Source organism: Bradyrhizobium sp. IC4060, from assembly GCF_020193715.1.
Taxonomy (GTDB): Bacteria; Pseudomonadota; Alphaproteobacteria; order Rhizobiales; family Xanthobacteraceae; genus Bradyrhizobium; species Bradyrhizobium yuanmingense.
The window spans coordinates 253,831-278,317 of sequence record NZ_JADYVJ010000008.1; the positions used below are offsets into that span (position 1 = coordinate 253,831).

The following is a 24,487-nucleotide window of genomic DNA, read 5'->3' on the forward strand; positions in this document are numbered from 1 at the left end:
CGAATATGCCAAATGTAAGAATCGCTTGCGGGTTTTTCAGCGCTCCGAGCCGATTTCAGGAATGCGTTATTGGGCATCGCGTTGTGCGCGGTCCTGCGCTAGAAAGCGCGGCGATGAGTGACCCCGTTCCCGATCGCAAGCCGCTGTCGCCGGCCGCCCAGCGCGCGCTGGCCGAGGCCGAGGCGCGCCGGCAGGCTGCGGCCGCCAAGGCCAAGGATGAGGCCAAGAACAAGACCAAGGCGAAGGAGCTGCAGGGGCCGAAGGGGCCCGAGCCCACCCGCTACGGCGATTGGGAGCGCAAGGGCATCGCTTCCGACTTCTGAGCTTGCAGTCGGAGCGGCTGGATAACGCCGGCAGATCTCGTCCCGGTCGTCACAGGTAGTTGTGCGCTCGCAAGTAGCGGATGATGCGTTCGCAGGCCGCCTCGCTCGACAGCTCCGAGGTGTCGATGGTGATGTCGGGCGCCAGCGGCGCTTCGTAGGGGGCATCGATGCCGGTGAATGCCGGCAGCTGGCCCGACCTAGCCTTGCGATAGAGCCCCTTGGGATCGCGGCGCTCGCATTCGGCAAGCGGCGTCGCGACATGGATCTCGATGAACTCGCCCGCCTCGAGCCGCTGGCGCGCCAGCTGGCGCTCGCTGCGGAACGGCGAGATCAGCGCCACCAGCGCGATCAAGCCGGCATCGACGAACAGCCCCGCGATCTCCGCGACGCGCCGGACGTTCTCCGTTCTCTCCGCGTTGGAAAAGCCGAGGTCGCGGTTGATGCCGTGACGAAGATTGTCGCCGTCGAGCAACGCGGCATGGCGCCCGAGCTCGGCGAGCCGGCTGTCGACGAGATTGGCGATGGTCGATTTGCCGGCGCCGCTCAGCCCCGTGAACCAGAGCACGCAGGGCCGTTGCTGCTTCAGCCGGGCTCGCACGGATTTGTCGACCGCAAGCCGCTGCCAATGAACGTTGGTGGCGCGGCGGAGCGACATGTCGATCATTCCCGCCGCGGCAGTGCGATGGCTGATCGGGTCGATCAAGATGAAACTGCCCATCTCGCGGTTGTCGCGATAGGCCTCGAACACCAGCGGGCGGTCGAGATCGAGATGGACATAGCCGATCTCATTGACGTCGAGCGTGGCGGCGCTTTCCCGCGCCATGGTGTCGATGGCGATCCGGTGCTTGAGTTCCGTGATCACCGCGCCGGTCGAGGCGGTACCGCACCGGAGCAAATAGCGCCGGCCGGCGACCATGGCCTCGCCATCGAACCAGACGAGATGGGCCGCGAGCTGATCCGACACCGGCGCTGCAGATCCGGCGGTCAGCACGTCGCCGCGGCTGACGTCGATCTCATCGGCGAGCGTTAGGGTGATGGACTCGCCTGACCTTGCGTGATTGCGCTCGCCGGCGGGCGTGAGAATGCGCGCGATGCGGGTCTGGTGACCCGACGGTTGCGCGCGAACGGCATCGCCCACCGAGATCGTTCCGCTCGTGATCCGTCCGCAGAAGCCGCGAAAGTCCGCATGCGGCCGGCTCACCCATTGCACCGGCAGCCGGAACGGCTGCTGCGAGGTGTCCCCGGCCACGTCCACGGATTCCAGATAGGCCGTAACGGTCGGTCCCTCGTACCAGGGCATGCGCGTGCTCGCGGCGACGATGTTGTCGCCGTCGGGCGCCACGACCGGGATGCACTGGACCTGGGAGATCCCGAGCTGACCGGCCAGAGTCAGGTATTCGGCGGTGATGGAAGCGAAGCGATCGCCGTCAAATCCGATCAGGTCCATCTTGTTCACGGCGAGCACGACGTGGCGGATGCCGAGCAGCGACAGGATGTGGCTGTGACGCCGCGTCTGCGTGATAACGCCCTTGCGCGCGTCGACCAGCACCACGGCGAGATCAGCATTGGAGGCACCGGTCGCCATGTTGCGCGTATATTGCGCATGTCCCGGCGTGTCGGCGACGATGAAGCGGCGCAGCTTCGTGGCGAAGAAGCGGTAGGCCACGTCGATGGTGATGCCCTGCTCGCGCTCGGCCTGCAACCCGTCGACCAGCAGCGCGAAGTCGAGGTCGCCGCCGGTGGTGCCGGCGGTCCTGCTCTCCGAGGCGAGCGCGTCGAGCTGGTCGTCGAGCAGCGTCTTCGAATCGTAGAGCAGCCGACCGACCAGCGTGCTCTTGCCGTCGTCGACGCTGCCGCAGGTGACGAAACGCAACGTCGGGCGATCGTCTTGCTCGAGCCGCGGCGCATCGGCGGCGGCGATCGCCGGTGCCTCGTGATAGGACATCAGAAATAGCCTTCCGCCTTCTTGCGCTCCATCGATGCGAGACTGTCCCGGTCGATCATGCGTCCCTGTCGTTCGGAGGTGCGCGACGCCATCATCTCCTGCACGATCTCGGGCAGGGTTGCCGCCGTCGAACTCGTTGCACCGGTGAGGGGATAGCAGCCGAGGGTGCGAAACCTGACGGAGCGCGATTGCGGCTCCTCGCCGGGTTGCAGCGGCATCCGGTCGTCGTCCACCATGATCAATGCTCCGTCGCGCTCGACCACGGGGCGCGACGCTGCGAGATAGAGCGGAACGATCGGGATGTCCTCGAGCAGGATGTAGTCCCACACGTCGATCTCGGTCCAGTTCGACAGCGGAAACACCCGCATGCTCTCGCCGGGCGCGAGCCTCGTGTTGTACAAGCCCCACAGCTCCGGCCGCTGGTTCTTCGGATCCCAGCGATGCGCCGCGCTGCGGTGTGAGAACACGCGCTCCTTGGCGCGCGACTTCTCCTCGTCGCGCCGCGCGCCTCCGATCGCGGCGTCGAAGCCGTGGAAGTCCAGCGCCTGTCGCAGCGCTTGCGTCTTCATGACGTCGGTGTAGCGGGCCGAGCCGTGGGTGAAAGGGTCGATGCCCTGGCTCAATCCGTCATTGTTGGTATGGACGATCAGGTCGAGGCCGAGCTCGCGCGCGCGTCGGTCCCGAAACGCGATCATCTCGCGAAACTTCCAGGTCGTATCGACATGCAGCAGCGGAAACGGCGGCTTGCCGGGATCGAAGGCCTTCATCGCCAGATGCAGCAGCACCGAGGAATCCTTCCCGATGGAATACAGCATGACCGGCTTGCGGAACTCGGCCGCCGTCTCTCGCAGGATGTGGATGCTTTCCGCCTCCAGACGGCGGAGGTGGCTGGCGACGTGACGCTGCTTGCCGCCAGCACCTTCACGGAGTGCGGAATCGGCTCCGGTGGGAACGTCCAGCATGACCATCACGCAGCCGCAGCAAACCAGTCGCCGAACAGACGTTGCGACAGTGCCGCATTTAGGCCGAGATCGCGAACACAGGCGGCGACCGCGACGCGATAGGCATCATTGACCCCGCAGCGCTCCAGAGCCTCGCGTTGCGCTTCGCTCAGAGAGGCCGTCGCACGGCGCTGGTAGCGATAGGCACTGTCGGAGGTGTGCAAATTGGGCACCTTGTAGATCGTCGCTTCGCTCGGGAAGATGACGCGCGCATTGTTCGCGTGCGAGTCTCCCGGCTCACGCCAGGACGTCACGGCATTCTCGTTGAAGCTGCCCGAAAGGCCGATCCGTTCGAACAGGACACGAACCGAGGACACGGCCTCCTTGCTCACCTCGTAGACGTAGTGAGTGACGGCAACGCCCTGTCGCTGGGCGTAGCTTGCGACTTGAGCCGCGCTGAGCGCGGCGACGACATAGTGCCGCAGCAATACATCTTCAGGCGCGCGCGAGATCAGCTTGTCGAGCCACGATGCCAGTGAACTCGCCGGCTCACGGTCGAGCATGATGAGATGCAGCCGGTGCCGCGGATAGCCCGCCTCGATCAGCAGCTTGAGCGGATTGAACAGGCTCTCGGCGAGCACGTAGGGCCCGATCGTTTCCTTGCTGAAGATGTGCGGCTCGTCGTCTGCCGACGGCACGGCCCACGGCGCCGGCCTCTTGCCGACGAGCGCATCGCGCAGCATGGCCTTCAAAGGCTGATAGTAGGAAGGCATCCCGGTCATGCCGAACAGATTGCTCAGGGCCGTCGATCCGACGCGCGCCTTGCCGCATGCAAAATAGAGCATGGGAAAGTCTTGCGGCGAGCGATGCCGGAAGCCGTCCGCCAGGCACTCCGTCACCTCGCGCATCAGTGTTTCGAGCGCGACGGTCCTGGTTTGGAACCCCTCCACCGGCGGAAGCAGCGTGGTGTCGAGAGAACTATCTTGCCGACGAACGAGTTCGGCGATTCGCTCGAGCGAATCGGGGGACGACGCATCGATATTCATGGCGGGGGACTCGCTGAACAAGTTCCGCAAGCGAGTTGCTCACGGCTCAATGTTCAACCTAGTGTTGATTACGACCCCGGTCAAACCCGGGAAATCCCGGGGGCTTCATAAATGTCCGGCGAGCACGGCAATCGTGCTCGCCGCTCCGTTGCGCACTACGCGGCGCGCACGGTGCTGAGGAACTTCTCGACCTCGGTCTTCAGGAGGCTGCTTTCGCTCGACAGCGAACGCGCCGACGCCAACACCTGTCCCGACGCCGCGCCGGTCGCGCTCGCGCCATGGCTGACCTGGGCGATCTTGTCTGCGACTTCGACCGTTCCCTTGGCGGCTTCGCTGACGTTTCGCGCAATCTCGGCCGTCGCTGCGCCCTGCTGTTCGATCGTCGCGGCAATGGTCGTCGAAATATCGGAGATGCGGCCGATGGTCGTCCCGATTTCCTTGATCGCTCCGACGGAGTCCTGCGTTGCAGATTGCATGCCGGCGATCTGCGCGCTGATTTCCTCGGTCGCTCGCGCGGTTTGCGCCGCGAGCGCCTTGACCTCGCTCGCCACGACCGCAAAGCCGCGGCCGGACTCGCCGGCGCGGGCCGCCTCGATCGTCGCGTTTAGCGCCAGGAGGTTGGTCTGTTCGGCGATCGCCGTGATCAATTTGACGACGTCGCCGATGCGGCCCGCCGCCTTGAGCAGCTCGTTGATCCGGGCATCGGTACGCTCGGCCTGCTTGACCGCATCGCCGGCGATACGGCTGGAATCGTGCACCTGACGGCCGATCTCGACGACCGACGTGCTCATTTCCTCGGCCGCGGACGCCACCGCCCCGACATTGGTCGAAGCTTCCTCCGAGGCGGCGGCGACCATTCCGGAGAGCTGCTGGGTCTGTTCGGCCGTACCCGACAACGTGCCGGCAGCGGATTCGAGCTCCTGGGATGCGGCTGACACCGAGTTGATGATGCCGCCGACCGCAGTTTCGAAGGCGTTGGCAAGCCGCGTCATCTCCTGCTTGCGCTGAGCGGCCGCAGCGGCTTGATGGTTCTTCTGCTCGGCTTCCATCTGCTCGATGCGGATCAGATTGTCCTTGAAGGTCTGTGCCGCGCGGGCGTTGTCGCCGACCTCGTCGCCACGGCGGGTGTAGGGAATTTCGATCGCCTTGTTGCCTCCGGCGAGCTGCAGGAGCACATCGCCGATGCGACGGATCGGACGGGCGACGTTCAAGACGGAAAAGACTGCGGAGCCGACCAACGTCAGGACGACGAATAGGCCGACGATCAAAGCGAAATTGGCGACGCGGTCCAACTCGGCCAGCATCTCGCCCTTGCGGCGCGCGGCGAATTCGTTGGCGACGCCGACGAGATCGTCGATGCGCTTGCTGACTTCCTGCGCTGCCGGACGCATATGCTCTGCGAGAATACTTGCCCTGGCCGACTCTGCTGCAAGCTTGGCGCCACCCGCGGGGGCGGCGATGACCGCCTTTTGCGCCGCGGCGAGCTCGACGCCGCTGGCCAGATACGCATCGACGAATTTCTTGGCCTCGCGGTAAGCGTCCTGTGTGACCTTGCGGGTCGCCCGCTCTCTCGCGGCATCGATTTCAGTGCCGGCTTCGCCGGCCCGGGTACGGAGAAGCTCAAGGAGCCTGTCCACCTCTCCGGCTGACGGTGCCGAGCCGAGTTCGAGAGCGGCGAGCTGCGCGCGTGCCATCGCCGTCTGAGCCGCCTGCGCATTGCCCTTGTTGAGATAGTTGATCGTGACGAGGCGATTGGATTCGGCAATGGAGCGGTTGCCGAGCATCTGATTGGTCAGCATGCCGCCGACCAGCACGACGCTCACGCCCGTCACGATGCCGAGCTTTGTTCCAATGCGAAACCTGAATGACCTCACGGCAATCTCCCCTCGGTTTGTCGTATAACAGCTATTCGCAACCAATGATTGAGATTTGGAAAATATTCGCGGATCCCCAGTAGAACTACGGCTAACCTCTTTGACAGGCGGAACTTTCGTGCATGGCCTCCGGCGCATTCGGCATCGTTTATGGACACGCTCGTGCTTGTGAGTTCCCCCGACTCAGACATAGCGTGAGTTGATGCGTTTCCAGGATCGCCCCAATTCCTACCGGCCGCAGTTCAGCGGCTCGCCGTTCGGCCGCCGCCTCTCCGGCCTATTGCCCTGGATGTTCGTGGTGGGCATCGCGCTGGCCGTCGTGCTCACATTCCGTCATGGAACGCACTGGCTTGTTCGCGATACCGATCGCACTGGAGATGCCGAGATCGTTCTTCAGCAGACCGGCCACGCGGATGTGCGTCCGGTCGAATTCATCCGCGCCATCGATGGCGACACTTTTCTCGCCCGTGTTCGTCTGCACGAGGGACGCGATCCCGTGGTCCGCATTCGGCTGCGCGGCATCGATGCACCCGAACTGAAAGCATCCTGCCAGGAGGAGCTGGACAAGGCCGAAGCTGCGGCCCGTGCCTTGCGCGATCTGCTCGGCCAGGGCGGCGTGACCATCACCAATCTCGCTCCCGACAAATACGGCCGAGTCCTCGCCGACGTCGCGACCCGGCGGACTGCGAACGTCTCGGCGGCACTGCTCGCCGGCGGCTTCGTGCGCGGCTACAATGGCGGCCATCGCGACGGCTGGTGCGCGCGCGGCTGGCGGTTCTGGCAATAAAATGGCCGCGTCGAAGACGCGGCCTTTCATTTCATCTCGGCTGATTCAGGCGATCAGCGCGTCACGACCACCGTCGTGCCGACGGAGACGCGGCCGTAGAGATCGGTGATGTCGTCGTTGAGCATGCGGATGCAGCCATAGGAGACGAAGCCGCCGATCGAGCCCGGCACGTTGGTGCCGTGGATCGCATATTCGCCGCCGGCGAGCGTCATCGCCGCAACGCCCATCGGGTTGCGCGGCGAGCCGCCCGGAATGACGTCGGGGATACCAGGCTTGTTGCGCTTCACCTCGGCGGGCGGCGCCCAGGCCGGATTGAGATATTTGCCGTCGATCTTCGTGGTGCCGGCCCACTGCTTGCCGGCTTTGCCGACGCCGACCGGATAGCGCACGGCCTGGCCGTTCCCGAGGATGAGATAAAGCCGCCGCTCGCTGGTTTTGACCACGATGGTGCCCGGCGAATAGTCGGCCAGGTGCGCCCCCACCATTTCCGGCCGCGCCTGCGCCGCCGTCGACGTCAAGGCCCCAGCCGCGATGGTGGCGGCCAGCGCCACCGCAATCCTCATCGACATCGATGCTTCCCCTTGCCCAAAACGGATCGTCCAAAATGACGCAGAACCGGCAATCGTCGCCGCACCAAGCCCTCGTCGATGCTCATTCTTAACCGCGCCCGTTAACCCAATGGTTTCGACGCGCGGCTGCCGAGGGCAGGCCAGCAGGGGGAACAAAGGAAATGTTCGAAATAAAGTAAATGACCAGAAAACAACACTCGACGGGAAAGATGCAGGCGCGCTGCCGCGCCCGCTGACAACAGCGTGAGGGTGTGAATGGCCGTTGGTTGAGAGGGCGCGCTGACGCGAAAACTAATCGCGTGTCCCGGATGCGCTGCAGCAGGAAACGCTGCTGCGCAGAGCCGGGATCCAGGAAGCTACACGTTCTTACGTTTAGATGGGCCCCGGCTCAGCAGCGCACCGCTGAAGGAGCGCTGCGCTGCGTTCGGGGCACGAACTCGCCTTACGCCGACTTCTTGTTCTGCCGGTTCTTGACGAGATCATCGACAACGGCGGGATCGGCGAGCGTCGAGGTGTCGCCGAGGCTGCCCGGCTCGTCCTCGGCGATCTTGCGCAGGATGCGGCGCATGATCTTGCCGGAGCGGGTCTTGGGCAGGCCCGGGGCGAACTGGATCTGGTCGGGCGAGGCGATCGGGCCGATCTCCTTGCGCACCCAGGTGACGAGCTCCTTGCGCAGCTCGTCGCTCGGCTGCACGCCGGCCATCAGGGTGACATAGGCGTAGATGCCCTGACCCTTGATGTCGTGCGGGAAGCCGACGACGGCGGCTTCCGACACCTTCTCATGCGCGACCAGCGCGCTCTCGACTTCGGCGGTGCCCATGCGGTGGCCGGAGACGTTGATGACGTCGTCGACGCGGCCGGTGATCCAGTAATAGCCGTCGGCGTCGCGGCGGCAGCCGTCGCCGGTGAAGTACTTGCCCTTATAGGTCGAGAAGTAAGTTTGTTCGAAGCGAGCGTGGTCGCCATAGACCGTGCGCATCTGGCCGGGCCAGGACCGCGTCAGGCAGAGATTGCCTGATGTCTCGCCTTCCAGCACCTTGCCGTCGGCATCGACGATCTCAGGCACCACGCCGAAGAACGGCTGGGTGGCCGAGCCGGGCTTCAGCTTGGTCGCGCCCGGAAGCGGCGTGATCAGAATGCCGCCGGTCTCGGTCTGCCACCAGGTGTCGACGATCGGGCAGCGGTCGTCGCCGACGACGCGGTGATACCACTCCCAGGCTTCGGGATTGATGGGCTCGCCGACCGAGCCGAGCAGGCGGAGCGAGGCGCGCGAGGTCTTCTTCACCGGCTCGTCGCCGGACTGCATCAGCGCGCGGATCGCGGTCGGCGCGGTGTAGAAGATGTTGACCTTGTGCTTGTCGATGACGTTCCAGAACCGCGAATTATCCGGATAATTCGGCACGCCCTCGAACATCAGCGTGGTCGCGCCGTTGGCGAGCGGCCCATAGAGAATGTAGCTGTGGCCGGTGACCCAGCCGACGTCGGCGGTGCACCAGTAGATGTCGCCGTCGTGATAGTCGAAGACGTATTGATGCGTCATCGAGGCGAACACGAGATAGCCGCCGGAGGTGTGCAGCACGCCCTTGGGTTGGCCGGTCGAGCCCGACGTGTAGAGGATGAACAGCGGATCCTCGGCGTGCATGTGCTCGACCGGGCATTCCGTGGTCACCATCGCCGCGGCCTCGTGGTACCAGAGGTCGCGCGTGGGGTTCATGTCGACCTTGGCGCCGGTGCGCTTGACCACGACGACCCAGTCGACGCCGTCGGCCTTGCCAAGCGCCGCATCGACATTGGCCTTCAGCGGCACCTTCTTGCCGCCGCGCAGGCCTTCGTCCGCGGTGATGATCACCTTGGATTGGCAGTCGTTGATGCGTTGGGCGAGGCTGTCAGGCGAGAAGCCCGCGAACACCACGGAGTGGATCGCGCCGATCCGCGCGCAGGCCAGCATTGCATAGGCGGCCTCGGGAATCATCGGCAGGTAGATGGTGACGCGGTCGCCCTTCCCGACGTTGCGGGTGCGCAGGATGTTGGCCATCCGGCAGACCTCGTCATGCAGCTCCTTGTAGGTGATGTGCTTGGACTGCGAGGGATCGTCGCCCTCCCAGATGATCGCGGTCTGGTTGGCGCGTTTGGCGAGATGCCGGTCGATGCAATTGTAGGCGACGTTCAGGATGCCGTCCTCGAACCATTTGATCGAGATGTTGCCCGGCGCGAACGAGACGTTCTCGATTTTCGTCGGCGCCTTCATCCAGTCGATGCGCTTGGCCTGCTCCGCCCAGAAACCGTTCGGGTCCGAGATCGAACGGGCGTACATCTCCTTGTACTTGGCCTGGTCGACCCAGGCGCGCTTCGCCCACTCCGCGGGGATATCGTAGATCTTCTCGGACATGCTTCCCTCCACATGCGGCAAGCTAAGGCAATGCCGACAGCATCATTTGATGGATTATGCGTCGGGCTAACCGGACCCGACAAGGAGCACAAGCTGGACCTTCGGCGGGCAGCCGGCCATGCGGAGGATCAAGGTCCGGAAGGCCCACTGTCGCAAATCTGAAATAGGGCCGACGGGCACCTTCCGGCTCTCTACCCAAACCGCCAGAACAGAGACCGCAGAGCCCCCATGCGGCGAGGAGAGGTATTTAGCAACCTCTTCTCACTGATTCGGGACTCGCAATCGTGTTCGGAACACCCTAAATGGCCAACCCGGGTCCAAAGAGACCCCTCGGAACAAAAATCACAACAGCGGCATTGATCGACAACAGGACAGGGCTAAGGCGTAAGACCATGATGGATCAGCAGAATCTCGGGACGATACGGCCCGCTTCAGCCGATCCTGCAGCCATTGCCCTGGCCAAGGCCCTCGGACAATGGCCGAAACCGGGCGGTTTCAGGCGCCCGAGCCCCAAGAAGACCTACGACACGGCGCCTGCGGCGACGGTCGAGGCCCTCGCCAAGGAGCTCGGCTTGCGGCTCGGCGACCAGAACGAGCTGACCATCCGTCGTATCAGGCGCGGCAAGGGCTATTCCTTCGTCCGTCCCAACGGCGCGCATATCCGCGACGCCCGCACCATCCGGCGGCTGCACGCCATGGCGGTGCCGCCGGCCTATCGCGAGGTGCGCTACTCCGCCGACCCGAACTCGCATCTGCAGGCCGTCGGCCGCGATGCCGCGGGCCGGCTGCAATACCGCTACCACGCCGACTGGGAGAAGGTCCGCGAGCAGCGCAAGGCGCATCGCCTGGCAAAGCTCGTCGGCGCGCTGCCGAAAATCCGGCGCAAGGTCTCGGCGTTCCTGTCAGGGGACGAGCCGACGCGCGAGTTCGCGCTCTCGGCCGTGATCGAGCTGATCGCGCGCACCGCGATCCGCCCCGGCAATGAATCCTACGCCCGCCTCAACGGCACCCGCGGCGCGACCACGCTGCTGAAGTCCAACGTCACGCTGGAAGACGATTGCTTCGTGCTGACCTTCAAGGCCAAGGGCGGCAAGGCGGTGCGCAAGGAGTGCGACGCCGCCAAGCTGGTGCGCGCCATCGGCATTTTGCAGAGCGTTCCCGGCAAGCGCATGTTCCAGTATCGCGATGCCTCCGGCATCGTGCGCGCGGTCAACACCACCCAGGTGAACGCGTTTCTGCGCGAGATCGCCGGCATCAAGATTTCCCTGAAGGATTTCCGCACGCTGATGGCGTCCGCCGTCGTGGTGGAATCGCTGTCGCGGATCACGCCGGCGAGCAGCCAGCGCGGCCGCAAGAAGCAGGTGCTGGATGCGATCCGCGCCGCCGCCGACCAGCTCTCCAACACGCCGGCGATCTGCCGCAAGAGCTACGTCCACGACACCATCGTCACCGCCTTCGAGGAGGGCATCCTCGAGCGCTTCGCCGCGACCATGACGGGCCAGCGTTCGCAGGCCAGGCGCGAGCAGCTGCTGGCACAGGTGGTGGCGACCGCGGCGGTGTAACGAAGCGACGCTCTCGTACGGTGGGCAAAGCGAAGCGTGCCCACCATTTGCCCATGGTGACGGGTGGTGGGCACGGCGCGAAGAGCGCCTTTGTCCACCCTACGAGAGCTACTTCTTATCTGACACACCCTTGTCAGGACCGGGGTCGCCGCCTGCGGCTGCGATCGTGAGCCGCTCAAGGTAGTGCGCCCAACCCGTTGCATGAGCGGCCGCCTGCGCTTCGTTCGGCAGGCCGCTATGGGTCATGCGCAGCAGCGTGCCGCCGTCCTGCTCGATCAGGTCGATCTCGATCAGGCTCGAGCCGGGCGGCACTTCCTGACCGCCCTCCCACCCGAACGTATAGGCCAGACGATGCACCGGCACGACCTCGCGGAACGCGCCGCGGGCGGCGGCGCCGTCCGGGCTGACGCCCTTGAGCAGGTAGAGCCCGCCGGGATAAGGCTCCGTGGTTGCGTCGGAGCCCATCCAGCTCAGGATCTTTTCGGGGTCGGTGAGGTAGGCGAAGACAGTGGCGCGCGGGGCCGCGATCTGGGTCTCGCGTCGCACTATGAAGGGTTCGGGCATCGGCAATCATCCCTGGTCTGACGATGGGACATGGCGGCGGCCCTGCGCTCCGTCAAGGATTGCCCGTGGCAAAGACGGCCCTGTTTCGCCATGATCGCCTCATGCAGCTCTCCCCGACCCTCGCCTGGCTCCTCGACGCGGCCTCGGATTGTCGCGGGGCCGACCACCTGCTCGCGGAGCTCGGCGCGCATCTGGCCGCCGATGGCGTGCCGCTCGCGGCAGGCGCCCTGACGCTGGAGGTGCCGCATCCGCTGATCGCGAAGCGGACCTGGCTATGGCGTGCCGACAGCGGGCAGGTGATTGAAGCGCTCGGCTTCGCGCCGGGCGGCCTCGCGCCCGATCCACCCAACGACGCCGGCCGCCGCTGGCTGCGCGATACCGCCGGCGGCGAGGTGCATGAAGATGTCGCCGGACGGTTCGACGACGGACCGCTGCTCGGCTGGATCGGGCCGCGTCCGTTCACGGCGGATGAGGTCGAGCAATTGCGTCAGGCCGCGCGTTTCGCCGCGACGCCGCTGGCCGTGCTCGCCGCGCGCGCGACCTTGCGGGCAACGCTCGATGCATACCTTGGCACGCGCAGCGCGGAGCGGGTGCTGGCGGCGCCTCTGCGCCGCGATCTCGGCGAAACCATCCGGGCCGCCCTGCTCTATGCGGACCTGCGCAATTTCACGAGCCTGTCGGAGACGACACCGCCGGCCGACGTCATCGCGGCGCTCGATGCCTGGTTCGATCGCATCGCCGGCGCGGTTCACGCCTTCGGCGGCGAGGTGCTGAAATTCATCGGCGACGGCGTGCTCGCGATCTTTCCGGTGCTCGAGGCGTCCCCGCGCCGCGCCTGTGACGCTGCTTTGCGCGCGGCAAGCGCAGCCGAAGCCGGGATGACGTACCTCAACAAGGAGCGCCGCGCGCAAGGGCTGCCGCCTTTGTCGTTCGGTGCCGCGCTCCATCTCGGCGAGATGCTCTGGGGCAATATCGGCGCCGCCAACCGGCTCGACTTCACCGCGATCGGCCCCGCCGTCAACCTCGCCAGCCGTCTGGAGGGATTGTGCAAGCCGCTGGGCCGGACGGTGCTGGTGTCGGGCGCGCTCGCCGCCGAGACGGAGATGCCGCTGGTCGCGCTTGGGACGCATGAGCTGCGCGGCATTGCCGCGCCGTGCGAGGTGTTTGCGCTGGAGGAGTCGCAAGCCCGGATATCGTAGCCGGGATGGAGCGAAGCGTAATCCGGGATCGGGCTTCAATCGAGACTTTCCCGGATTGCGCTGCGCTCCATCCGGGCTACGAAACGACGTAACTACATCCCGCCCATCTTGCAGACGAGCTTCCACTCCTCTGCCGTCACCGGCTGCACGGAGAGGCGCGAATATTTCACCAGCGCCATATCCGCGAGCTTCTTCTCCGCCTTGATCGCGGCCATCGTCACCGGCGTCTTCAGGGGCTTGTCGGCCTTGATGTCGACGCAGACGAATTTGCCGGTCTTGTCGGTTGGATCGGGATAGGCCTCCTTGATGATCTCGGCGATGCCGACGATCTCCTTGCCCTCGTTGGAATGATAGAAGAACGCCTTGTCGCCCTTCTTCATGTTCACGAGGTTCTGACGGGCGGTGAAATTGCGCACGCCGGTCCAGGCCTCGCCCTTGGCGCCCTTCGCAACCTGCTGGTCCCAGGACCACACCGACGGTTCGGATTTCACGAGCCAGTACGCCATGCTTATTCCTCTGCCTTGAAGGGGCGCGTCATCAGCGCCGAGATCGCGGCATCGATCGTGCTTCGGCCGCTCAGGATCGATGCGACCGCCTCAGATACCGGCAACTCGATGTTTTGCGAAGCGGCGAGCTCGATCAGCACGGGGGCGGTGAACTCGCCCTCGGCGAGCTTGCCGGCGGGAGGCTGCTCGCCGCGGCCGAGCGCGAGGCCGAGCGCGAAGTTGCGCGATTGCGGGCTCGAGCAGGTCAGAATGAGATCACCGAGGCCCGACAGGCCGGTGAGCGTCTCGCTGCGTGCGCCGAGCGCACGGCCGAGGCGCGTCAGCTCGGCAAAGCCGCGGGTCGTGAGCGCCGCCTGCGCGGAGGCGCCGAGCTTGCGCCCGACCGCAATGCCGACCGCGATCGCCAGCACATTCTTGGCGGCGCCGCCGATCTCGACGCCGCGAATGTCGGTGGAGTGATAGGGGCGGAATGTCCGCGAGCCCAGCGCCTGCACCAGGCTGCTGGCGAGCGCCTCATCGCTTGCCGCCAGGGTCACTGCCGTCGGCAGGCCGCGTGCGACGTCGTCGGCAAAGCTCGGCCCCGACAGGATCGCCGGCTGCGCGTGCGGCGCGGCCTCGGCGATCACGTCGGTCATGAACTTATGGGTGCCGTGCTCGATACCCTTGGCGCAGGCGACGATCGGCACCGCCTTCGTGATGTGCGAGGCCAGCATGTTGACCGCACCGCGCAAATGTTGCGCCGGCGTCGCAATCAGCAGCATGTCGGCACGCGCGGCGAGCGCCAGATCGCTCGTCACGACGAGCTCAGGCACGATCCGAATCCCGGGCAGCCGCGGATTGTCGCGCGTCGATGCGATCCGCGCGGCGTGCTCGGCATTGCGTGCCCACAGCGTCACGTTTCGCCCTGCTCGCGCCGCCACCGTCGCCAGCGCCGTACCCCAGGCGCCCGCGCCGATCACTGCGACGGATTGGAACGCGGTCATCCCTAGAATCCCGCCCGAGTCTTGCCGTAGCCCGCGGGCGCGGTCGCGTTGGCATCGAGCAGCCAGCGTGCGCGCGGCTGCGCGTCCATCGTGTCGGTCAGGCCAAGCGCCAGGCGCTCGGCGCCGGCCCAGGCGATCATGGCGCCGTTGTCGGTGCACAGCGCGGGCGGTGGCATGATCAGCTGCGTCCCGGCCTGCTTCGCGACATCGTCAAGCGCGCCGCGGATCGCCTGATTGGCGGCAACGCCGCCGGCGGCGACCAGCGCGCGCGGTGCGCCGAACTGCTCGCGGAAAAGCTTCAGGCCGACGCTCAGCCGGTCGGCCGTTGAATCGAGCACGGCGGCCTGGAAGCTCGCGCAGAGATCGCTGATGTCCTGCGGCATGAGCTCGGCCAGCCGGCTCGCTTCGGTGCGCACCGCCGTCTTCAGTCCCGACAGCGAGAAATTGGCATCGGGGCGCCCCTGCATCGGCCGGGGAAACGCAAAGCGCGTGGCATCGCCGCCTGCCGCCGCGCGCTCGACCTGCGGGCCGCCGGGATAGGGCAGGCCCAGCATCTTCGCGACCTTGTCGAAGGCCTCGCCGATGGCGTCGTCGACCGTGGTGCCGAGCCGCACATACTGACCGACACCGGTGACTGCGACGATCTGGGTATGGCCGCCGGAGGCGAGGAAGAGGCAATAGGGAAATTCGATGCCGTCGGTGAGACGCGGCGTCAGCGCATGCGCTTCGAGATGATTCACCGCGACCAGCGGCGTGTCGTGCACCATCGCGATCGCCTTCGCGGTGGTGAGTCCGACGATGACGCCGCCGATCAGCCCGGGCCCCGCGGCCGCCGCGACGCCGTCGAGCTGAGCATAATCGATGCCGGCCTCGTTCATGGCGCGGTCGATGATCCCATCGAGCACGTCGACATGCGCGCGCGCGGCGATCTCCGGCACCACGCCGCCGAAGCGGGCATGCTCCTCGATCTGCGACCGCACGATGTTGGACAGGATCTTGCCCTTGCCGTCGGCCGCGCGTTCGATCACGGCCGCGGCGGTCTCGTCGCAGGTGGTTTCGATGCCCAGCACCAGCATTGGCGAATTGTTATCCAATTTGCGCCCTTGCGCTCATCCATAAAGCAGAGTTCTGGTACGTCCGGTAGCATCCCGGGGTCGGCTTGCGCAATCGTCACGCGCAGCCGTTCTGGTCAATGCGTCACCGCCAAATGGTCCGGGAACAGCAGCGATGTCCATTCTTGTCACACGGCCGCATCCCGACAATGCGGCGACGGCGGACAATCTGCGCACGCGCGGGCATGCGGTACTGCTTGCGCCGGCGCTCAAGCTCGAGCCGGTCGCCTTCCAAGGCGAGAGCGAAGTTTCTTATGATGCCGTTCTCGTCACCTCGGCCAACGCGATTCGCGCCATAGCGCCGCAATTGCCGGATCTCGGTCTGCTGGTGCTGCCATTGTTCGCGGTCGGCGAACATACGGCTGCAGCGGCGCGAGAGGCTGGTTTTGCCGAGGTGATCGTCGCCGGGGGCGACGCCGCGTCCTTGCGCGACAAGGTGATGCAGAGCGCGCGCGACAAGGTGTTGAAGAAAAACAGCACGCTGCTGTATCTCGCCGGCGCGGATCTGTCGCGCGACCTCGGCGGCGAACTCGGGGCGGAAGGTTTCCGCGTGGTGACGCAGACGACCTACCGCATGGCGCCGGTGAAGCATCTGCCGCGCGAGGTGTGCGAGGGCTTTGCCGCCCACGGGATCGAGGCGGTGCTGCACTACTCCCGGCGCAGCGCACGTGCGTTCCTCGATGCGGCGCGGGACGAAGGTGTCGAAATTTCGGCGCTGGCGATCCCGCATTGCTGCCTGTCCGAGACCGTTGCGGGCGTGCTGCGCGATGCCGGCGCGTCACAGGTTCTGGTGGCCGCAACGCCGGACGAAACTGCCTTATTCGACACCTTGGAGCGTGCGTTGCGGACCCGTTTGGCGTAAAGGTCGGGCCGAATCCGACGCAATCTAATCCATCCCTGGTATGGAAGTGTGAGGAACCGTCACGATGGCCGACGACAAGCCTGAAGACGCTGGATTGGCGCCCGATCCGGGTCGTGCCAAGCGCACCCCGCCCACCATCGACCTCGAGGCGACGGAAGTCTCGACCCAGCCGCAGCAGGTCGCGGGCGAGCCCGAGGCATCCGAGCATGTCGCGCAGGAGCAGGCCAGGGTGGAAGAGCCCGGCTCGGAACAGGTCAAGGCCGAGCCTCAGTCCGAATCTGCAGAGCAGCAGGCCTCCGCGGCGGTGCCTGTATCGGCGCCGATTTCGCCCTGGGTCATCGCGCCGTTCTCCGGCGTTGCCGCGGCTGCGGTCGTGATCGCAGTCGGCTGGATGCTGGGCTGGCCCGCGGTGCAGGCCCCGCCGGCCGCGCCGCAGGTCACAAGTGCGACCGTCGATGCGCTGAGCGGACGCGTTGCTGCGGTCGAAGCCAGGGCCGCGAGGCCGGCGGCCGATCCGGCCCAAGTCGCGCGGATCGACGCGTTGGAGAAAGCGGCGAGCGCACTGCGCGGCGACATCGCCAATTTGCGCGCACAGTTCGATAAGACGGCGAGCGCGCTGAACGATGCGAAATCCGCGCCGCCGAGTGCCGCGCCCGATCTTGCCGCGCTCACCGACCGCATCGCCCAGCTCGAGCGCGCGAGCAAGACCGAGCGGGCCGAGCTTGCGCAGCAGGGCGAGAAGATCGCCGAGGCCAAGACGATGGACGACAAGCCGCTCCGCTATGTGGTGGCGGCGTCCCTGCTCGACGTTGCCGTTCGCCACGGCGATCCCTATCAATCGCAATTGGCCGCGGCGCGGTCGCTGGCGACCAAGCCCGACATGCTCAAACCGCTCGAGGCGTTTGCATCGTCCGGCATCCCGACATCGGCGGCGCTGAGCCGCGAGCTCCTCAATATCGTGCCGAAGCTGTCGCCGCCGGCTGAAGCTCCGTCGAGCGAAGCCGGCATTGTCGAGCGTCTCCAGGCGGGTGCGTCAAAGCTCGTGCGGATCGAGCGCACCGATGGCGTCGGCAACGATCGCGGCGCCATCGTGACGCGCGTCACGGCGGCGGCGCTCCGTAGCGATTTCGCCGAAGCGCGGCGCGAGCTGAAGACGCTGCCCGAGGCTGATCGTGCTCCGGCGCAGGCCTGGCTCGACAAAGCCGACGCCCGCGACGCCGCGCTCGCCGCGTCCCGCAAATTCGCCGACGATGCCATGGCGGATCTCGCCAAATCTACTCAATAAGATTCGCGCAACAATCGGCGCGTATAGGGATCGCCATGCTTCGCATCGTCCTCTTTCTCGTCTTGATCGCACTGGCGGCGGCCGGCGCGGCCTGGGTCGCCGACCAGTCCGGCGATCTCGTCCTGACCGCGGGCAGCTTCCGCATCTCGACGACGCTGCCGAGGTTCGTGTTCTTGCTCGGCCTCTTCGCCGCTTCCGTCGTGCTGGTCTGGAGCATCCTGACGATGATCTGGCGCATGCCGGGGCGCTTGCGCCGACGCCGTCATGACAAGCGCCATGCCCGCGGCCGTCACGCCATCACCCATGGCCTGCTCGCGATCGGCCACGGCGATTCCGCGCTCGCGCGCCGGCACGCCGAGGCGGCGCGGCGGCATGCGCCGAACGATCCGCTCGCACTGCTTTTGCACGCGCAGTCGGCGCAGCTCGAAGGCAATCGCGACGAGGCGCAACGCGTCTTCCGCGCCATGGCCGAACGCGAGGACACGCGGCTGCTCGGCCTGCGCGGTCTCTTCATCGAGGCGCAGCGCGCCGATGATGCGGTCGGCGCCGTGATGATTGCGGAGGAAGCGATCAAGCTGTCGCCGTCCGCGACCTGGGCCTCGCACGCGGTGCTCGGCTTCCGCTGCGCGCGCGGCGACTGGAGCGGCGCGCTCGCGATCCTCGATTCGAATCTGTCCGCGGGCCTGATCGACAAGCAGACCTATCGCCGGCAGCGCGGTGTGCTGCTCGCCGCGCGTGCGCTGGAGCTGGAAACGATGGACCGCGACGTCGCGCGCGAGAGCGTGCTGGAGGCGGTCAAGCTCGCGCCGACCCTGGTGCCGGCGGCCGTGCTCGCGGCAAAATTCGAGAGCGAGGCGCATCAGGTGCGCCGCGCCATGAAGCTGGTGGAAGCCGCCTGGCTCTCCAATCCGCATCCCGATCTCGCGGACGCCTATGCGCATGTGAAGCTCGGCGATTCCGCATGGCACCGCTTGCAGCGGGTAGAAACTCTCGCCGCGAAGACCCCCGCCGACAAGCCCGGTTATGTCGAAGGGCAGCTCGCGATCGCGCGTGCTGCGATCGAGGCCTCCGAGTTCGCCCGCGCGCGCGAGGTGCTCGCGCCTTATCTCAAGGATCCGACCCAGCGCGTCGCGCTGCTGATGGCCGAGATCGAGCGCACAGAGCATGGTGACGGCGGCCGCGCCCGCGCCTGGACCTTGCGCGCGGTGCGCGCCCGGCTCGATCCCGCCTGGACCGCGGACGGCTATGTCAGCGACCGCTGGCGTCCGGTCTCCCCGGTCACCGGCCGCCTCGATGCGTTCCAGTGGCAGGCGCCGGTCGCGAGTCTGCCCTCGGACAAGGGCCCCACGCTCGAATCCTCGGCCTTCGAGGAAGCCATGCTGGCCGCTCCGCCGCCGAAGCGGGTGACCGCCGCTCCCAGCGAAGCCGCGGTGGAACCGCCGGAGGTGGCCCCGCTGCCGGCACCGGCCGCGCAGGACAATTCACCCCCTCAGGCCAAGGACGCCGCGAAGGAGGCTACCAAGGAAGTGGCCAAGGAGACTGGGGAGCAAACTGCGAAGGTCGACGAGCCGGTCGTCACGCCCGCCGAGCCGGCGAATCCGGCTCCGGCGCCCGCCGAATCATCGCCGCCGGCGCCGACGCCGGTCTTCCGGACCCGGGCCGACCTCAGCAAGCCCGCATCGGCGCCGACCCAGACCGTCATCCCGATCGTCCGCGCACCGGACGATCCCGGGATCGACGACGACGGCCCAAGCGACGAATTTACGGAACAAATCGGCACGCCCAAAGCCCAGGCGGGCGGCTGGCGCGGATTCTGGTCCCGCTGGGGCGCGTGAGCGGTATTTCGCCTCCCGCTTGTCCTTGCCAATTCGGGCCATGCCCGATATCAGGGGCGCACGTATCGGGGCCGGCATTGCTTTGGTCCCGGCAGGTTCGCCGCAATAGCTCAGTCGGTAGAGCACGTCATTCGTAATGACGGGGTCGGGGGTTCGAATCCCTCTTGCGGCACCAGCGCCCCGGTTCATCCGACCTCAAGCGCTCCGATGACCAGGCATCAGCCTGCATCAGGGCTCGCTCGGCTGCGTGATCGCGATCACATAATCGCAGACATGGCTCCCCTAACGTCCTGTCACGCCAACACGGGGAGACTTCACATGCGCAAGATCATTCTGATTGCCGCCATGCTGCTGGCTTCTGCCTCCGCCCAGGCAGGCGGCTCCCGCGGTCTGTCGCTGGCGGCGGCAGGCGAACAGACCTCCACTCCGCAAACCACGACATCGGCGAGCACCGTGACGGCGCAGGTGAGCGAAGCCGCGCCGGCCACCGAGGTTCAGAAATATCATGATCGTCCGCCGGCGGTGTCGCTCTCCGCGCCGACAGTGGCGACCACTCCGACCGTCACCACACCGGCGACGGCCTCCGTGCCGGTCACGACGACCAAGCCCGCGGCCAAGACCACGGCAAAGGCGGACAAGCCGAAGCCCAAGCGCAGCTGGACCGAGCGCCGCATCATCAGCGAGCTGCATCGACACGGCATCTATTGGTGAGGCGCCGACCTGTACCCGGATCTCGCCGTCATGCCCGGGCTTGACCCGGGCATCCACGTCTTCGCGCCTGATCCTAAAACGTGGATGGCCGGGACAAGCCCGGCCATGACGCAAGAGTTTTGGATTTGGCGCTTACTGCGAGACCGTTTGCACGACGCTCGCGATCGGGCGCGTGTTCGTGCCCGCGGTCGGCACCTTCATGTCCTTCATCAGCGCCTCGTCATATTCCGGCAGCGTCTGGAGGCTCGTCTTGGCCTTCATCTGCACGACCTTGTAACCGCCGGCCTTCAGCCGCGCGAGCAGCGTCGGCAGGGCGAGGCCCGTGTTCTTCTGGAAGTCGTGCATCAGGATGATGCCCTTGCCGAGCTTGTCCAGCCTCGTCATCACGGTCTCGACGATCTTCTCCGGCGTCGCGCCCTTCCTGAAGTCGAAGGAGTCGATTTCGGTCGAGAACATCGCGACGTTGCGGGTGCCGAAATAGCTCACCATCGCGGGATTGTGCTGAAGCTGCGGAAAGCGGAAGAACGGCGCCGGGTTGGTGCCGAGCGCGAATTTCACTGCGCTGAAGCCCTTCTCAACCTCGTCCTTGACCTGCTGCTCGGTCAACTTCTTGCTGTTCAGATTGACATGCGACCAGGTGTGCGTGCCCACCGTGTGGCCCTGGGCCAGCACCTGCTTCAGGATCTCCGGATGGTAGGTCGCGTGCTTGCCGACCGAGAAGAACAGGCCCTTGGTGCATTCGTCCGCGAGCGCCTTCAGCACCGTGGGCGTGTTGACCGGCCACGGACCGTCGTCGAAGGTCAGCACGACCTCCTTCTCGGTCAGAAAGTCGAACTGCTTGAAATGCTCGAAGCCGAAGCCGGGGCCGCCCGTCGTGTCGATCTCGACGACGCGGGACACACCCAGCGCGTTCGGATTGGCGCAGGCCTGCTTCGACTGCATCGGCATGACCGGCACGGGGGCAGGTGCTGGAGCTGCTGCGGCCGGCTTGGCCGCGACGGCCGCGGTGGTCTCGACGTCGTCCTTGGCGGCGAGCTTCGCCTGTGCCGGCAATGGGTCGGCGGCACGGGCGGCAACTGTCTTGGGAGCGCCCTGGTCGGCGCGCGCGGAATAATAAAACCAACCGCCGGCGGCGATCACGACCGCCGCAACTACACTGGCCAGCATCAGGCCCAACGCATTACGCATCGTTACTCTTTCCAATTACGCAACCAAACCGGCGGAATTTCCCGCGCGACGAGCCATTAATGCGAAGTAAGAGTTAACGTGACACCAACACGACAGCGGTTGCGAAGGAATTTCAGTGGGCTGCGTCTGAGTGACTGAGATCACAGAGGACGGGTCTCCCGTGAGCGTCATCACAGTGGAAACGGTTTTGCCGGAGCATCGTAGCTCCCATCGACAACGGGCCCGCTGAGGCGGCGCCAACGGGAGCTTCAAATGACCAAGTCGTTTACCGGCAAGATCCGCGACACCAGCCTGGCCCTGGGCTTTGCCGCCATCGTCTCGATCGCTTCGACGGGCGCGAGCTTCGCCTTCTCGGCCGAGGCGCAGCAGATGTGCACGGGCGATGCCTTCCGTCTCTGCTCGGCCGAGATCCCCAATATCCCGAAGATCACCGCGTGCATGATCAAGCATCGCTCGGACCTCAGCGCCGGATGCCGCGCGGTGATGGACAAGACCCTCGCCAAGGGCGCCTCGCGCAAGGTCGCTGACGCTCAGGACACACAGTAACCAAGACGCTGCAGCTCCCCTCGTCATGCCCCCCGGCATGTAGCCGGGGTGATGCGGCGGCGCCCTGCAGCTAGTCAACAAAGCCGTTGCAGGTGCGGGATCGTCGCACTAGCTTCGCCCGCACGTCTTTCCGGGTAAGAGGCAATTGCGCGATGACCAGACTGCTTTTCGTTATTTCCTTGCTCCTGTGCGCATCGAGCGCCTCCGCGCAACAGCAGCCCGGCCATGATGCCTGCGCGCGCGACGTCACGCGCTTCTGCCGTCCCGTAATGGACAATGGCGACGGTGCCGTGCTGGCCTGCCTGAAGCAGAACCGCACCAAGCTGAGCAAGGCCTGCGACAAGGTGCTGACCCAGCACGGGCAGTGATCGTCATTCCGGGGCGCGCGAAGCGCGAACCCGGAATCCATCGCGCGACCAACTCCTGCGATAAATGGATTCCGGGTTCGCACCTTACGGCGCGCCCCGGAATGACGAGAGGACTACGTACTGCTTCCCGCCGCGGTCGCGACCACCGGCAGCACCTCGCTGTTGGCGCGGTCCGGCGTGTCGTCCTTCCAGCGCACCGAACCGAAGGGGCGCTCCAGCATGCGGCGGATCCGCACCGGCTCGGGACCGATGTGGAAATCGATCGCCTGCTGATGCAGCGCGCGTTCGGACTGGGTCGCACGGTTGCGCTGACGCAAATAGTCGAGCCAGGTCGGGCAGTGATAGCGCTCGGTCCACAGCTCGGGGTCGGCGATGTCGCGCGCGATCGACCAGCCATAGGCACCGTTGCGCTGGCGCGAGAGCTGCACGTCCTGCATCACGTTGTGGAACGCGCGCGCATTCTCTTGCGCAACCCGATATTCGATCTCGACCACGAGCGGGCCGCTGCGCCCTGTCAGCGACAGCCTCACCTCGGGATCGGCCAGCATGTCCGCATCCTCGTTGCGGGCGCCGACACGCGGCATCGTGAGCCAGATGCCGAGCAGCGGCGAGATCAGCATCAGGCCGGCCGAGGTCAGCAATGCGATCTCGACGCCGGCATAGTCGGTGAGATGGCCCCAGCCCCAGGCGCCGATCGCGATGCCCCCGGCGATCGCGGCCTGGAAGGCTGCGAGCGAGCGACCGGCGACCCAGCGCGGGGCCGAGAGCTGCACGCCGATATTGAACAGCGCGATCGCCGCCATCCAGACTGCGCCGCCTAGCACCAGCGCGGCCGCCGTCAGCACCGGCTCCGTGCTCAAAGCGAGGGCGGCCATGGTGAAGGCCATCGTGATGGTGCAGGCGCGGATCGCGGCCTCGCCGCTCATGCGCTTGCGCAATTCGTGGATGTTGAGCGCGCCGATCACCGCGCCCATGCCGAAGGCGCCGAGCATGATGCCATACATCTGCGCGCCGCCATGCAGGAGGTCGCGCGCGACCAGCGGCATCAGCGCCATCACCGCGCCGCCGATCAGGCCCATCACCAGCGTGCGCAACAGCACGATCTTGATCGGCGGCGAATTGGTGATGTAGCGCACGCCCGAGACCATGGCGCGGTTGAGCTTTTCCCGCGGCAGGCGCGACGGCTCGGTGCTGCGGCGCCAGAGCAGCAGCACCACCAGCAGCGGCAGATAGAGGATCGCGTTGCAGGCAAACGCGGCCACCGCCCCAAGCGCAGCGACGATGACGCCGCCGACCGCGGGGCCGAAGCTGCGTGCGATGTTGTAGCTGATGCCGTTCAGCGCCACCGCGGATGCCAATGCCTCGGGCGGCACTTGTTCGCTGACCGAGGACTGCCAGGCCGGTCCGAACAGCGCATTGCCGCTGCCGACGATGAAGCAGAAGGCGAGCAGCAATTCCGGGGTGATCAGGTTGAAGCCGGCCAGCACGGTGAGCACGCTCGCGCCGATCAGCGCGATCGACAGCGAAATCACACTGACGATGCGGCGGTCATACATGTCGGCGATGGCGCCGGCCGGCATCGAGATCAGCATGATCGGCAGCATGAGCGCGGTCTGCACCAGGGCCACCTTGTCTGCCGAGGCCGCCATCTGCGTCATCGCCCAGGCCGCACCCACGCCCTGGATCAGGAGGCCGAGATTGGAGAGCAGGCTGGCGAGCCAGATCCGCCGGAACACGGTGTACCGCAGGGGCGCTGTGATGCCGTCGGCGGCCATTTTCGGGCGGTTCGGCTGCTCGGTCATATCCCCTTCCATGTCGGATGGCAGAAGTGGTCGTGGTGATTCCGGCCAATTCAGTGATGCCCGCGAAAGTCCTTCGCTGTCCAGTGCTTA

Annotated in this window: 22 protein-coding genes and 1 tRNA gene; 11 read left to right on the forward strand and 12 right to left on the reverse strand. The window is 66.2% G+C overall.

Features of this window, described 5'->3' with window-relative positions; translation table 11 throughout:
* The first annotated feature begins 113 nt into the window (after positions 1 to 113).
* Positions 114 to 323, forward strand: a complete 210-nt coding sequence (locus tag I6F16_RS25160) for a DUF1674 domain-containing protein (RefSeq protein ID WP_036024240.1) — start codon at positions 114 to 116, stop codon at positions 321 to 323.
* Between the two features lie 49 nt (positions 324 to 372).
* On the opposite strand, the gene cysN is transcribed toward I6F16_RS25160, so the two are convergent.
* The 4 genes from cysN to I6F16_RS25180 form a co-directional block, all read right to left on the reverse strand.
* On the reverse strand, positions 373 to 2,268 hold the full coding sequence (cysN, locus tag I6F16_RS25165; protein WP_225174078.1) for a sulfate adenylyltransferase subunit CysN: 1,896 nt from the start codon (positions 2,266 to 2,268) through the stop codon (positions 373 to 375).
* Positions 2,268 to 3,230 (reverse strand): sulfate adenylyltransferase subunit CysD, encoded by a 963-nt coding sequence (gene cysD / locus I6F16_RS25170; protein WP_225174079.1) that lies wholly within the window; start codon positions 3,228 to 3,230, stop codon positions 2,268 to 2,270. The genes cysN and cysD overlap by 1 nt, the downstream gene beginning before the upstream one ends.
* Positions 3,231 to 3,235: 5 nt before the next feature.
* On the reverse strand, positions 3,236 to 4,255 hold the full coding sequence (locus I6F16_RS25175; protein WP_225144191.1) for a sulfotransferase family protein: 1,020 nt from the start codon (positions 4,253 to 4,255) through the stop codon (positions 3,236 to 3,238).
* Positions 4,256 to 4,410: 155 nt separating this feature from the next.
* Positions 4,411 to 6,129 (reverse strand): methyl-accepting chemotaxis protein, encoded by a 1,719-nt coding sequence (locus tag I6F16_RS25180; protein WP_225174080.1) that lies wholly within the window; start codon positions 6,127 to 6,129, stop codon positions 4,411 to 4,413.
* Positions 6,130 to 6,331: 202 nt separating this feature from the next.
* Here I6F16_RS25180 and I6F16_RS25185 point away from each other — a divergent pair, with 202 nt between their 5' ends.
* Positions 6,332 to 6,916, forward strand: a complete 585-nt coding sequence (locus I6F16_RS25185) for a thermonuclease family protein (RefSeq protein WP_225174081.1) — start codon at positions 6,332 to 6,334, stop codon at positions 6,914 to 6,916.
* Positions 6,917 to 6,969: 53 nt separating this feature from the next.
* On the opposite strand, the gene I6F16_RS25190 is transcribed toward I6F16_RS25185, so the two are convergent.
* Positions 6,970 to 7,485, reverse strand: coding sequence for a L,D-transpeptidase (locus I6F16_RS25190; protein ID WP_225174082.1), 516 nt, complete (start codon positions 7,483 to 7,485; stop codon positions 6,970 to 6,972).
* Positions 7,486 to 7,927: 442 nt separating this feature from the next.
* A complete protein-coding gene (gene acs, locus I6F16_RS25195) occupies positions 7,928 to 9,874 on the reverse strand; it encodes an acetate--CoA ligase (protein WP_225135575.1) in 1,947 nt (648 codons plus the stop codon).
* A gap of 392 nt (positions 9,875 to 10,266) precedes the next feature.
* On the opposite strand from acs, the gene I6F16_RS25200 reads away from it, so the two are divergent.
* The gene (locus I6F16_RS25200) at positions 10,267 to 11,436 is read left to right on the forward strand and encodes a DNA topoisomerase IB (protein ID WP_225174083.1); all 1,170 of its coding nucleotides are present in this window, start codon (positions 10,267 to 10,269) and stop codon (positions 11,434 to 11,436) included.
* A gap of 108 nt (positions 11,437 to 11,544) precedes the next feature.
* Here the strand turns inward: I6F16_RS25200 and I6F16_RS25205 are convergent, their stop codons facing one another.
* Complete coding sequence (locus tag I6F16_RS25205) at positions 11,545 to 12,000, reverse strand: SRPBCC domain-containing protein (protein ID WP_036002934.1); 456 nt, start codon at positions 11,998 to 12,000, stop codon at positions 11,545 to 11,547.
* Between the two features lie 101 nt (positions 12,001 to 12,101).
* Between I6F16_RS25205 and I6F16_RS25210 the strand changes: the two genes are divergently transcribed.
* Positions 12,102 to 13,199: an adenylate/guanylate cyclase domain-containing protein gene (locus I6F16_RS25210; RefSeq protein ID WP_225174095.1), complete on the forward strand. Its 1,098-nt coding sequence runs from the start codon at positions 12,102 to 12,104 to the stop codon at positions 13,197 to 13,199.
* 92 nt (positions 13,200 to 13,291) lie between these two features.
* Here I6F16_RS25210 and I6F16_RS25215 read toward each other — a convergent pair whose 3' ends face one another.
* Genes I6F16_RS25215 through tsaD form a run of 3 tightly spaced genes read right to left on the reverse strand, consistent with a single transcriptional unit; the run spans position 13,292 to position 15,758 of the window.
* On the reverse strand, positions 13,292 to 13,705 hold the full coding sequence (locus I6F16_RS25215; protein ID WP_225113176.1) for an EVE domain-containing protein: 414 nt from the start codon (positions 13,703 to 13,705) through the stop codon (positions 13,292 to 13,294).
* Between the two features lie 2 nt (positions 13,706 to 13,707).
* Positions 13,708 to 14,688 carry an NAD(P)H-dependent glycerol-3-phosphate dehydrogenase gene (locus tag I6F16_RS25220; RefSeq protein ID WP_225113177.1) on the reverse strand — a complete coding sequence of 327 codons (981 nt, stop codon included), beginning with the start codon at positions 14,686 to 14,688 and terminating at the stop codon, positions 13,708 to 13,710.
* 2 nt (positions 14,689 to 14,690) lie between these two features.
* Positions 14,691 to 15,758 carry a tRNA (adenosine(37)-N6)-threonylcarbamoyltransferase complex transferase subunit TsaD gene (gene tsaD / locus I6F16_RS25225; protein WP_193375182.1) on the reverse strand — a complete coding sequence of 356 codons (1,068 nt, stop codon included), beginning with the start codon at positions 15,756 to 15,758 and terminating at the stop codon, positions 14,691 to 14,693.
* A gap of 157 nt (positions 15,759 to 15,915) precedes the next feature.
* Between tsaD and I6F16_RS25230 the strand changes: the two genes are divergently transcribed.
* From I6F16_RS25230 to I6F16_RS25250, 5 genes are all read left to right on the forward strand, one after another.
* Entirely contained in the window at positions 15,916 to 16,662 is a 747-nt protein-coding gene (locus I6F16_RS25230) for a uroporphyrinogen-III synthase (protein ID WP_225113178.1), read from the forward strand.
* 64 nt (positions 16,663 to 16,726) lie between these two features.
* A complete protein-coding gene (locus tag I6F16_RS25235; protein ID WP_036002917.1) occupies positions 16,727 to 17,947 on the forward strand; it encodes a hypothetical protein in 1,221 nt (406 codons plus the stop codon).
* Positions 17,948 to 17,982: 35 nt separating this feature from the next.
* Positions 17,983 to 19,782 carry a heme biosynthesis HemY N-terminal domain-containing protein gene (locus I6F16_RS25240; protein WP_225113179.1) on the forward strand — a complete coding sequence of 600 codons (1,800 nt, stop codon included), beginning with the start codon at positions 17,983 to 17,985 and terminating at the stop codon, positions 19,780 to 19,782.
* Positions 19,783 to 19,881: 99 nt separating this feature from the next.
* Positions 19,882 to 19,957, forward strand: a tRNA-Thr gene (locus I6F16_RS25245).
* A gap of 143 nt (positions 19,958 to 20,100) precedes the next feature.
* A complete protein-coding gene (locus I6F16_RS25250; protein ID WP_036002911.1) occupies positions 20,101 to 20,493 on the forward strand; it encodes a hypothetical protein in 393 nt (130 codons plus the stop codon).
* Between the two features lie 132 nt (positions 20,494 to 20,625).
* Here the strand turns inward: I6F16_RS25250 and I6F16_RS25255 are convergent, their stop codons facing one another.
* A complete protein-coding gene (locus tag I6F16_RS25255; RefSeq protein ID WP_225113180.1) occupies positions 20,626 to 21,681 on the reverse strand; it encodes a polysaccharide deacetylase family protein in 1,056 nt (351 codons plus the stop codon).
* A 252-nt stretch (positions 21,682 to 21,933) separates the two neighbouring features.
* On the opposite strand from I6F16_RS25255, the gene I6F16_RS25260 reads away from it, so the two are divergent.
* Positions 21,934 to 22,227 (forward strand): hypothetical protein, encoded by a 294-nt coding sequence (locus I6F16_RS25260; protein ID WP_036038816.1) that lies wholly within the window; start codon positions 21,934 to 21,936, stop codon positions 22,225 to 22,227.
* A 152-nt stretch (positions 22,228 to 22,379) separates the two neighbouring features.
* Positions 22,380 to 22,595 carry a hypothetical protein gene (locus I6F16_RS25265; RefSeq protein WP_036002903.1) on the forward strand — a complete coding sequence of 72 codons (216 nt, stop codon included), beginning with the start codon at positions 22,380 to 22,382 and terminating at the stop codon, positions 22,593 to 22,595.
* A 113-nt stretch (positions 22,596 to 22,708) separates the two neighbouring features.
* Here the strand turns inward: I6F16_RS25265 and I6F16_RS25270 are convergent, their stop codons facing one another.
* The gene (locus I6F16_RS25270; protein ID WP_225113181.1) at positions 22,709 to 24,397 is read right to left on the reverse strand and encodes an MFS transporter; all 1,689 of its coding nucleotides are present in this window, start codon (positions 24,395 to 24,397) and stop codon (positions 22,709 to 22,711) included.
* Positions 24,398 to 24,487: the final 90 nt, after the last annotated feature.

Excerpts from the sequence above, each read along its gene's own strand:
- I6F16_RS25160 (WP_036024240.1), top strand. The coding sequence starts at position 114 with ATGAGTGACCCCGTTCCCGATCGCAAGCCGCTGTCGCCGGCCGCCCAG.
- cysN (WP_225174078.1), bottom strand. The coding sequence starts at position 2,268 with ATGTCCTATCACGAGGCACCGGCGATCGCCGCCGCCGATGCGCCGCGG.
- cysD (WP_225174079.1), bottom strand. The coding sequence starts at position 3,230 with ATGCTGGACGTTCCCACCGGAGCCGATTCCGCACTCCGTGAAGGTGCT.
- I6F16_RS25175 (WP_225144191.1), bottom strand. The coding sequence starts at position 4,255 with ATGAATATCGATGCGTCGTCCCCCGATTCGCTCGAGCGAATCGCCGAA.
- I6F16_RS25185 (WP_225174081.1), top strand. The coding sequence starts at position 6,332 with ATGCGTTTCCAGGATCGCCCCAATTCCTACCGGCCGCAGTTCAGCGGC.
- I6F16_RS25190 (WP_225174082.1), bottom strand. The coding sequence starts at position 7,485 with ATGTCGATGAGGATTGCGGTGGCGCTGGCCGCCACCATCGCGGCTGGG.
- acs (WP_225135575.1), bottom strand. The coding sequence starts at position 9,874 with ATGTCCGAGAAGATCTACGATATCCCCGCGGAGTGGGCGAAGCGCGCC.
- I6F16_RS25200 (WP_225174083.1), top strand. The coding sequence starts at position 10,267 with ATGATGGATCAGCAGAATCTCGGGACGATACGGCCCGCTTCAGCCGAT.
- I6F16_RS25205 (WP_036002934.1), bottom strand. The coding sequence starts at position 12,000 with ATGCCCGAACCCTTCATAGTGCGACGCGAGACCCAGATCGCGGCCCCG.
- I6F16_RS25210 (WP_225174095.1), top strand. The coding sequence starts at position 12,102 with ATGCAGCTCTCCCCGACCCTCGCCTGGCTCCTCGACGCGGCCTCGGAT.
- I6F16_RS25215 (WP_225113176.1), bottom strand. The coding sequence starts at position 13,705 with ATGGCGTACTGGCTCGTGAAATCCGAACCGTCGGTGTGGTCCTGGGAC.
- I6F16_RS25220 (WP_225113177.1), bottom strand. The coding sequence starts at position 14,688 with ATGACCGCGTTCCAATCCGTCGCAGTGATCGGCGCGGGCGCCTGGGGT.
- I6F16_RS25230 (WP_225113178.1), top strand. The coding sequence starts at position 15,916 with ATGTCCATTCTTGTCACACGGCCGCATCCCGACAATGCGGCGACGGCG.
- I6F16_RS25235 (WP_036002917.1), top strand. The coding sequence starts at position 16,727 with ATGGCCGACGACAAGCCTGAAGACGCTGGATTGGCGCCCGATCCGGGT.
- I6F16_RS25240 (WP_225113179.1), top strand. The coding sequence starts at position 17,983 with ATGCTTCGCATCGTCCTCTTTCTCGTCTTGATCGCACTGGCGGCGGCC.
- I6F16_RS25250 (WP_036002911.1), top strand. The coding sequence starts at position 20,101 with ATGCGCAAGATCATTCTGATTGCCGCCATGCTGCTGGCTTCTGCCTCC.
- I6F16_RS25255 (WP_225113180.1), bottom strand. The coding sequence starts at position 21,681 with ATGCGTAATGCGTTGGGCCTGATGCTGGCCAGTGTAGTTGCGGCGGTC.
- I6F16_RS25260 (WP_036038816.1), top strand. The coding sequence starts at position 21,934 with ATGACCAAGTCGTTTACCGGCAAGATCCGCGACACCAGCCTGGCCCTG.
- I6F16_RS25265 (WP_036002903.1), top strand. The coding sequence starts at position 22,380 with ATGACCAGACTGCTTTTCGTTATTTCCTTGCTCCTGTGCGCATCGAGC.
- I6F16_RS25270 (WP_225113181.1), bottom strand. The coding sequence starts at position 24,397 with ATGACCGAGCAGCCGAACCGCCCGAAAATGGCCGCCGACGGCATCACA.